This window comes from Klebsiella sp. NPDC088457, assembly GCF_044900465.1.
Taxonomy (GTDB): Bacteria; Pseudomonadota; Gammaproteobacteria; order Enterobacterales; family Enterobacteriaceae; genus Klebsiella.
Genome location: NZ_JBJDNH010000010.1, coordinates 131290 through 139674 on the forward strand (window position 1 = coordinate 131290; position 8385 = coordinate 139674).

Here is an 8385-nt window from a genome sequence, read left to right on the forward strand (position 1 = left end):
ACTGGTGAAACGACGCCCTCCCTGACATAATCACTGTCCAGATAACCAGGGGGCATTGTGATCGACGATTTTGCAGCAGACGGCCAGCTGGCCAGGGCGATTCCGGGATTTAAACCGCGCGAACCGCAGAGCCAGATGGCGATGGCGGTGGCCCAGGCGATTAAAGCGGCGCGGCCGCTGGTGGTCGAGGCAGGCACCGGGACCGGCAAAACCTACGCCTATCTGGCGCCGGCGCTGCGGGCCAATAAAAAGGTGATTATCTCCACCGGATCGAAAGCGCTGCAGGATCAGCTGTACAGCCGCGATCTGCCGACCGTCGCAAAAGCGCTGAACTTCACCGGTAAACTGGCGCTGCTGAAAGGGCGCTCCAACTACCTGTGTCTTGAACGCCTCGAACAGCAGACGATGGCCGGCGGCGATCTGCCGGTACAAACCCTTAGCGACGTGATTCTGCTGCGCTCGTGGTCGAATCAAACCGTCGATGGCGATATCAGCACCTGCGTCAGCGTCGCCGAAGACTCCCAGGCCTGGCCGCTGGTCACCAGCACCAACGATAACTGTCTGGGTAGCGACTGCCCGCTGTATAAAGACTGTTTCGTCGTTAAAGCGCGTAAAAAGGCGATGGATGCCGATGTGGTGGTGGTGAACCATCACCTATTCCTCGCCGACATGGTGGTTAAAGAGAGCGGCTTCGCCGAGCTTATCCCGGAGGCGGAGGTGATGATCTTCGATGAAGCGCATCAGCTCCCGGATATTGCCAGCCAGTATTTCGGCCAGTCGCTCTCCAGTCGCCAGCTGCAGGACCTGGCGAAGGACATCACCATCGCCTACCGCACCGAGCTAAAAGATACTCAGCAGTTGCAAAAGTGCGCCGACCGCCTGGCGCAGAGCGCGCAGGATTTCCGTTTGCAGCTCGGCGAACCCGGCTATCGCGGCAATCTTCGTGACCTGCTGGCGGATAGCAATATTCAGCGTGCGCTGTTGCTGCTCGATGATGCCCTGGAGCTATGCTACGACGTGGCGAAACTCTCCCTTGGCCGCTCGGCGCTACTGGATGCCGCTTTCGAGCGCGCCACGGTGTATCGCGCGCGCCTGAAACGGCTGAAGGAGATTAACCAGCCGGGCTTTAGCTACTGGTACGAATGTACTTCCCGCCACTTTACCCTGGCGCTCACCCCGCTAACCGTCGCGGAAAAGTTTAAAGAGGTAATGGCGCAAAAAGCGGGCAGCTGGATTTTTACCTCGGCGACGCTGTCGGTTAACGACGATCTGCACCACTTCACCGCGCGCCTCGGTATTGAAGAGGCGGAGTCGCTGCTGCTGCCGAGCCCATTTGACTACGCCCGCCAGACGCTGCTCTGCGTGCCGCGCAATCTCCCGTTGCCCAATCAGCCCGGCGGCGCGCGGCACCTGGCGGCGATGCTCAAACCGCTGATTGAGGCCAACGACGGTCGCTGCTTCATGCTCTGTACCTCGCACGCGATGATGCGCGATCTGGCCGAGCAGTTCCGCGCCACCATGACGCTACCGGTGCTGCTGCAGGGAGAAACCAGCAAGGGGCAGCTGCTGCAGCAGTTTGTCAGCGCCGGTAACGCCCTGCTGGTGGCCACCAGCAGCTTCTGGGAAGGGGTAGACGTGCGCGGCGATGCGCTTTCGCTGGTGATTATCGACAAGCTGCCGTTTACCTCGCCGGACGATCCGCTGCTGAAAGCGCGGATGGAAGATTGTCGCCTGCGCGGCGGCGATCCTTTTGCTGAAGTTCAGCTGCCGGATGCGGTCATTACCCTCAAGCAAGGGGTAGGGCGCTTGATTCGTGATATCGACGACCGCGGGGTGCTGGTGATTTGCGACAACCGTCTGGTGATGCGCCCGTATGGCGCGGTGTTCCTCGCGAGCCTGCCGCCGGCGCCGCGAACCCGCGATATTCGCCGGGCGGTGCGCTTCCTCGCCGTGCCGCCGGCGAGGTAATCTGTCGCAAAATGTGGTAAGCTGCGCGCCATTTTGTCAATCTGCTAGAGCGAGAGCGCGACAACCCATGCGAATTTTGGCTATCGATACCGCCACGGAGGCCTGCTCCGCGGCGCTGTGGAATGATGGCACCCTTTGTGCTCATTTCGAAATTTGTCCCCGCGAACACACGCAACGTATTCTGCCTCTGGTGCAGGATGTCCTGACGGAAAGTCATCTGCGACTCACTGACCTCGATGCGCTGGCGTTTGGCCGCGGGCCGGGCAGTTTTACCGGCGTGCGCATCGGTATCGGCATTGCCCAGGGGCTGGCGCTGGGGGCGGAACTGCCGATGATCGGCGTGTCGACCCTGGCCACCATGGCGCAGGGCGCATGGCGTAAAACCGGAGCGACCCGCGTGCTGGCCGCTATTGATGCTCGCATGGGGGAAGTCTACTGGGCGGAATACCAGCGTGATGAGCAGGGGGTCTGGCACGGTGAGGAGAGCGAGGCGGTGCTGAAGCCGGAAGCGGTGAGCGAACGCCTGCAGCAGCTGGCAGGCCAGTGGGCGACCGTGGGCACCGGCTGGCAAGCCTGGCCCGATCTGGCGAAAAACGCGCCACTGGTATTAACCGACGGCGAAATGACGCTGCCCGAGGCGGAGGATATGCTGCCGCTGGCCTGCTATCTGCTCGCTGCCGGACAAACCGTCGCCGTGGAGAAAGCCGAACCGGTTTATTTGCGAAACGAAGTGGCATGGAAGAAACTTCCCGGCCGGGAATGAATCTCAGTAAGCAGAAGCCTGAGATAAGGAGTCGCATCATGGCGGGTCAAAATAAAGTAGTACGTTGGTTTTTAGCGGGCGCCGTTGCCGCCGCGTTGAGCGGCTGCGTTTCGGTGCCGGATGCCATTAAAGGCTCCAGTCCGACGCCACAGCAAGATTTAGTCCGGGTGATGGCTGCGCCGCAGCTGTATGTCGGCCAGGAAGCGCGCTTTGGCGGTAAGGTCGTCAACATCCAGAATCAACAGGGGAAAACCCGGCTGGAGATTGCCACCGTGCCGTTAGACAGCGGCGCCCGGCCTGAGCTGAATGAACCTTCACGCGGGCGGATCTACGCCGACGTGAATGGCTTCCTTGACCCGGTCGATTTTCGTGGTCAGCTGGTCACCGTCGTCGGCCCGATTACCGGCGCCGTCGACGGAAAAGTAGGCAACACGCCCTACAAATTTATGCTGATGAACGCCACCGGCTATAAGCGCTGGAACGTGGTGCAGCAGGTGGTTATGCCGCCGCAGCCTATCGATCCGTGGATGTTTGGCCCACGCCCCTGGGGCTACGGCTATGGCGGCTGGGGTTGGTATAATCCGGGCCCTGCGGAAGTCAGAAGTGTTGTAACTGAATGATTTTGTAGTTTTTGTAAGCTAAAAGAAACAGCGGCTTGTCCGCTGTTTCTTCATTTTTAGTCTGATAAGAAAAATAAATAGTGACGCGCTTCGCAACCTGTAAAACGCCTAATTAATAAACTGGTACGCTGAGTTAATATAATGTTAACAGAATGTTTGTTGATCAGGGGCTGTGATGACGACGAATAACTATTTCAGAGGTGATGCAGTGAAAAAGGTTTGGCTAAACCGCTATCCCGCCGATGTTCCGGCGGAGATAAATCCTGACCGCTATCAATCCCTGGTTGAATTGTTTGAACATGCCACCACGCGATATGCCGACCAGCCGGCATTTATCAATATGGGCGAGGTGATGACCTACCGTAAGCTGGAGGAGCGCAGTCGGGCGTTCGCCGCGTATCTTCAGCAGGGGCTGGGCCTGCAGAAGGGTGACCGCGTCGCGCTGATGATGCCTAACCTGTTGCAATACCCCATTGCGTTATTCGGTATTCTGCGCGCCGGGATGATCGTGGTGAACGTCAATCCGCTGTATACGCCGCGGGAACTGGAGCACCAGCTCAATGACAGCGGCGCGGCGGCGATTGTCATCGTCTCCAACTTTGCTCATACCCTGGAGAAAGTGGTCGCCAGAACCCAGGTGAAACACGTGATTCTGACGCGCATGGGCGATCAGCTCTCCACGGCGAAAGGCACGCTGGTGAATTTCGTCGTCAAATATATCAAGCGGCTGGTGCCGAAGTATCATCTGCCTGACGCGATCTCTTTCCGCAGCGCGCTGCATAATGGCTACCGCCTGCAGTACGTCAAACCCGATATTGTCACGGAAGATCTGGCGTTCCTGCAATATACCGGCGGTACCACCGGGGTGGCGAAAGGGGCGATGCTCACCCACCGCAATATGCTGGCTAACCTCGAACAGGTGAATGCCACCTACGGGCCGCTGTTGCACCGGGGGAAAGAGTTTGTCGTTACGGCATTACCGCTGTACCACATCTTTGCGCTGACCATGAACTGCCTGCTGTTCATTGAACTCGGCGGCCAGAACCTGCTGATTACCAACCCGCGCGATATTCCGGGTCTGGTGAAGGAGCTGGCGAAATACCCGTTTACGGCAATGACCGGGGTTAACACCCTGTTCAACGCCTTACTCAACAATAAAGAGTTCCAGCAGCTCGACTTCTCTTCACTGCATCTCTCCGCCGGCGGCGGGATGCCGGTGCAGCAGGTGGTGGCCGAACGCTGGATGAAACTGACCGGCCAGTATCTGCTGGAGGGCTACGGGCTGACCGAGTGCGCGCCGCTGGTCAGCGTTAACCCGCACGATATTGACTATCATAGCGGCAGTATCGGTTTGCCGGTCCCGTCTACCGAAGCGAAACTGGTGGACGATGACGATAATGAAGTGCCGCCGGGTCAGCCGGGGGAACTGTGCGTGAAAGGCCCGCAGGTGATGCTGGGGTACTGGCAGCGCCCGGACGCGACCGCTGAAATTATCAAAGACGGCTGGCTGTATACCGGGGATATTGCGGTAATGGATGATGAAGGCTTTTTGCGCATCGTGGACCGTAAAAAAGATATGATCCTGGTCTCCGGTTTCAACGTCTATCCGAATGAGATCGAGGATGTGGTGATGCAGCATTCTGGCGTTCAGGAAGTGGCCGCCATCGGCGTCCCGTCAGGCAGCAGCGGCGAAGCGGTGAAGATCTTCGTCGTGAAGAAAGACGCGGCGCTGACCGAAGAGGCGCTGATTACCTTCTGCCGCCGTCACCTGACCGGTTATAAGGTGCCAAAACTGGTGGAATTTCGTGATGAGCTACCGAAATCCAACGTTGGGAAAATTTTACGGCGAGAACTGCGTGACGAAGCCCGCGCTAAAGTAGACAATAAAGCCTAAGGTATACGCGAGTCGCCAGACGCCGGCTAAGCCGGCGTTTTTTATGGGCGCAAGTTAAGAGAGTATGATTTGAACTATCAGATGATCACCACCGACGATGGTCTTCGCGCCATCTGTGAAGCGGCAAGCGCGGCTTCGGCGCTTGCGCTGGATACGGAATTTGTCCGCACCCGCACCTACTACCCGCAGCTGGGCCTGTTGCAACTGTTTGACGGCACACAGGTTTCGCTGATCGACCCGCTGGAAATCAGCGACTGGGCGCCCATGCGCGAGCTGTTGCTGAACAAAGACGTCACCAAGTACCTGCACGCCGGCAGTGAAGATCTGGAAGTGTTCCTCAACACCTTTGGCCTGATGCCGGCGCCGTTGATCGATACCCAGATTCTGGCGGCCTTTTGCGGTCGCCCGATGTCATGGGGATTCGCATCCATGGTGGAAGAGTACTCCGGCGTCGCGCTGGATAAGAGCGAGTCGCGCACCGACTGGCTGGCGCGTCCGCTGACCCAGCGTCAGTGCGATTATGCCGCTGCCGATGTCTGGTATCTGCTGCCTATCGCCAGCAAGCTGATGGCGGAAACCGAAGCCGCCGGCTGGCTACCCGCCGCGCTGGATGAGTGTCGTCTGATGCAGCAGCGTCGCCAGGAAGTGCAGGACCCGGCGCAGGCATGGCGCGATATCGGCAACGCCTGGCAACTGCGCAGCCGCCAGCTTGGCTGCCTGCAGCTGCTGGCGGAGTGGCGTTTGCGTAAAGCGCGCGATCGCGATATGGCGGTTAATTTTGTCGTTCGTGAAGAACACCTGTGGAGCGTGGCGCGCTATATGCCGGGGAGCCTGGGCGAGCTCGATAGCCTGGGATTATCCGGCAGTGAAATTCGCTTCCACGGTAAAACGCTGATAAGCCTGGTGGCGAAAGCGCAGGAGCTGCCGGAAGAGGCGTTACCGGAACCGCTGCAAAACCTGATCGATATGCCGGGATACCGCAAGGTCTTTAAAGAGATTAAAGCGTTGGTGCAGGATGTGAGTAGCGGAACGGGGCTGAGTGCGGAGCTGCTGGCGTCCAGACGGCAGATTAACCAGCTGCTAAACTGGCACTGGCAGTTGAAGAGCGGCAATACCTTGCCGGAGCTAATTTCCGGCTGGCGTAGCGCACTGATGGCCGATCGCCTGAAGGCGCTGTTAAGCGAATATCCGCGCTAAGCCACGGCAAATAGCCCGGAGGTGATATCCGGGCCATACAACAAACTGGCCCGATAGCGCAAGGCTATCGGGTGCACCCACCGTCAGGATTTCGACTCTTCCGTTTCTGGTAAAGTCACGTTCAACTCCAGAATCGAAATATCACCGTCTCGCTGCTCCAGCTGCACGCTGACCATTTCCGGGTCGATCTGCACATATTTACAGATGACTTCCAGAATATCCTTCCGTAGCTGCGGCAGGTAATGCGGTTCAGCATCGCCGCGACGACGCTCCGCGACGATGATTTGCAGGCGCTCTTTCGCAATGTTGGCCGTGTTCTTTTTCCGCGAGAGAAAAAAGTCGAGTAATGCCATAATTTATCCTCCGAACAGGCGTTTGAGGAAACCTTTCTTCTCTTCTTCAATGAAGCGGAAAGGACGTTCTTCTCCGAGCAGACGTTCTACCGTATCGGCATAAGCCTTACCTGCATCTGATGCATCGTCCAGAATAACCGGCTCGCCCTGGTTTGACGCGCGCAGTACGGACTGATCTTCCGGGATCACGCCGACCAGATTGATACGCAGGATTTCCAGAACGTCTTCCATGCTCAGCATGTCGCCTTTGTTGACGCGGCCAGGGTTATAGCGCGTCAGCAGCAGATGTTCTTTAATCGGCTCTTCGCCATTTTCCGCACGGCGGGATTTGGAGGCGAGGATGCCGAGGATACGGTCGGAGTCACGAACGGAGGAGACTTCCGGGTTAGTGGTGATGATGGCTTCGTCAGCAAAGTACAGCGCCATCAGCGCACCGGTTTCGATGCCTGCAGGTGAATCACAGACAACAAAATCAAAATTCATTTTTTTCAGTTCTTCGAGAACCTTATCGACGCCTTCGCGGGTCAACGCATCTTTATCACGCGTCTGGGAAGCGGGGAGGATATAGAGGTTTTCGGTGCGTTTATCTTTGATTAACGCCTGATTCAGCGTGGCATCGCCCTGAATGACGTTGACGAAGTCATAAACCACCCGACGCTCGCAGCCCATGATCAGGTCGAGGTTACGCAGGCCGATATCGAAGTCGATAACGACGGTTTTCTTTCCCTTCTGGGCCAGACCGGTAGCGATGGCCGCGCTGGAGGTAGTCTTGCCAACGCCCCCTTTACCCGAAGTCACAACAATAATGCGTGCCATAGAAATTCCTTGTTAAAAAGGGACTAACTCAACGGTTGAATAGTCAACGCGGTATCACCCAGACTCAGGCGCGCCGCTTTGCCATAAAATTCGGCCGGGATATTATCACTCAGCCAGTATTCCCCAGCGATGGACACCAGCTCCGCCGTGAGGTGTGAACAAAATATTTGCGCTTCTCTATCGCCACCTGCGCCTGCGAGCGCTCGTCCTCGCATCATGCCATATACATGGATGTTACCGTCGGCAATAAGTTCCGCACCGGCACTCACATGATTTGTAACAATTAGATCACAGTTTGGAGCATAAATGCGCTGACCGGAACGTACCGGCAGATCAATTAAACGTGTTTTTGTGATCTGATTAACAACTGGCGCTGGTGCAACCGGTTCTGACGGCGCCTGACGGGGCATTTTTTCTTTCCCTTCCGTCAGTAAAGGGATCCCGCTGCGGTCGATTTCCGTCTTCAGCCGCGGGATTTTGCAACCACTCACGCCCATAATCCGTAAGCCGGTGCTGGCGATGGCCTCGTGCATGGCGCGCCAGTCAACGACCTCTTCGACGCTGCTGATATTCACAACGACGGGAGCATGACGTAAAAAAGCGGGAGCCTGGGCGATTTTGTCTTCTAACGCCTGACGAATAACCTCGGGATTTGCGTCGTGCAAATGAACGACAGATAAGGTGAAGCTACTGCCTTTAAGTTCGATTGGCGTATTTGTCATCCTGGCCTTACTCACTGTGCTGTTTATCACCCGCCGAAGTGCGGTGATATTC

At 57.3% G+C, this 8385-nt stretch carries 8 protein-coding genes; 5 read left to right on the top strand and 3 right to left on the bottom strand.

Translation table 11 applies throughout. The features are described from left to right. The first annotated feature begins 57 nt into the window (after window positions 1–57). From ACI2JR_RS08835 to rnd, 5 genes are all read left to right on the top strand, one after another. Complete coding sequence (locus ACI2JR_RS08835) at window positions 58–1968, top strand: ATP-dependent DNA helicase (protein ID WP_462478351.1); 1911 nt, start codon at window positions 58–60, stop codon at window positions 1966–1968. Window positions 1969–2035: 67 nt separating this feature from the next. After that, entirely contained in the window at window positions 2036–2731 is a 696-nt protein-coding gene (gene tsaB, locus ACI2JR_RS08840) for a tRNA (adenosine(37)-N6)-threonylcarbamoyltransferase complex dimerization subunit type 1 TsaB (protein WP_132724646.1), read from the top strand. Window positions 2732–2769: 38 nt separating this feature from the next. Next, the gene (locus ACI2JR_RS08845) at window positions 2770–3351 is read left to right on the top strand and encodes a Slp family lipoprotein (RefSeq protein ID WP_132724644.1); all 582 of its coding nucleotides are present in this window, start codon (window positions 2770–2772) and stop codon (window positions 3349–3351) included. 208 nt (window positions 3352–3559) lie between these two features. Beyond that, window positions 3560–5245: a long-chain-fatty-acid--CoA ligase FadD gene (gene fadD / locus ACI2JR_RS08850; RefSeq protein ID WP_132724643.1), complete on the top strand. Its 1686-nt coding sequence runs from the start codon at window positions 3560–3562 to the stop codon at window positions 5243–5245. An 81-nt stretch (window positions 5246–5326) separates the two neighbouring features. Beyond that, the gene (gene rnd, locus ACI2JR_RS08855) at window positions 5327–6442 is read left to right on the top strand and encodes a ribonuclease D (protein ID WP_165905633.1); all 1116 of its coding nucleotides are present in this window, start codon (window positions 5327–5329) and stop codon (window positions 6440–6442) included. An 83-nt stretch (window positions 6443–6525) separates the two neighbouring features. On the opposite strand, the gene minE is transcribed toward rnd, so the two are convergent. From minE to minC, 3 genes are read right to left on the bottom strand one after another with little or no spacing between them, the layout of a single operon-like run. Then, the gene (minE, locus tag ACI2JR_RS08860; protein WP_002910902.1) at window positions 6526–6795 is read right to left on the bottom strand and encodes a cell division topological specificity factor MinE; all 270 of its coding nucleotides are present in this window, start codon (window positions 6793–6795) and stop codon (window positions 6526–6528) included. A 3-nt stretch (window positions 6796–6798) separates the two neighbouring features. Continuing rightward, on the bottom strand, window positions 6799–7611 hold the full coding sequence (gene minD, locus ACI2JR_RS08865; protein ID WP_041146180.1) for a septum site-determining protein MinD: 813 nt from the start codon (window positions 7609–7611) through the stop codon (window positions 6799–6801). A gap of 23 nt (window positions 7612–7634) precedes the next feature. Continuing rightward, window positions 7635–8333, bottom strand: a complete 699-nt coding sequence (gene minC / locus ACI2JR_RS08870) for a septum site-determining protein MinC (protein WP_462478357.1) — start codon at window positions 8331–8333, stop codon at window positions 7635–7637. Between the last annotated feature and the right edge of the window lie 52 nt (window positions 8334–8385).

What these genes read in the sequence shown, in the direction of transcription:
- tsaB (WP_132724646.1), top strand. Translation starts at nt 2,036, where the DNA reads ATGCGAATTTTGGCTATCGATACCGCCACGGAGGCCTGCTCCGCGGCG.
- ACI2JR_RS08845 (WP_132724644.1), top strand. Translation starts at nt 2,770, where the DNA reads ATGGCGGGTCAAAATAAAGTAGTACGTTGGTTTTTAGCGGGCGCCGTT.
- rnd (WP_165905633.1), top strand. Translation starts at nt 5,327, where the DNA reads ATGATCACCACCGACGATGGTCTTCGCGCCATCTGTGAAGCGGCAAGC.
- minD (WP_041146180.1), bottom strand. Translation starts at nt 7,611, where the DNA reads ATGGCACGCATTATTGTTGTGACTTCGGGTAAAGGGGGCGTTGGCAAG.
- minC (WP_462478357.1), bottom strand. Translation starts at nt 8,333, where the DNA reads ATGACAAATACGCCAATCGAACTTAAAGGCAGTAGCTTCACCTTATCT.
- minE (WP_002910902.1), bottom strand. Translation starts at nt 6,795, where the DNA reads ATGGCATTACTCGACTTTTTTCTCTCGCGGAAAAAGAACACGGCCAAC.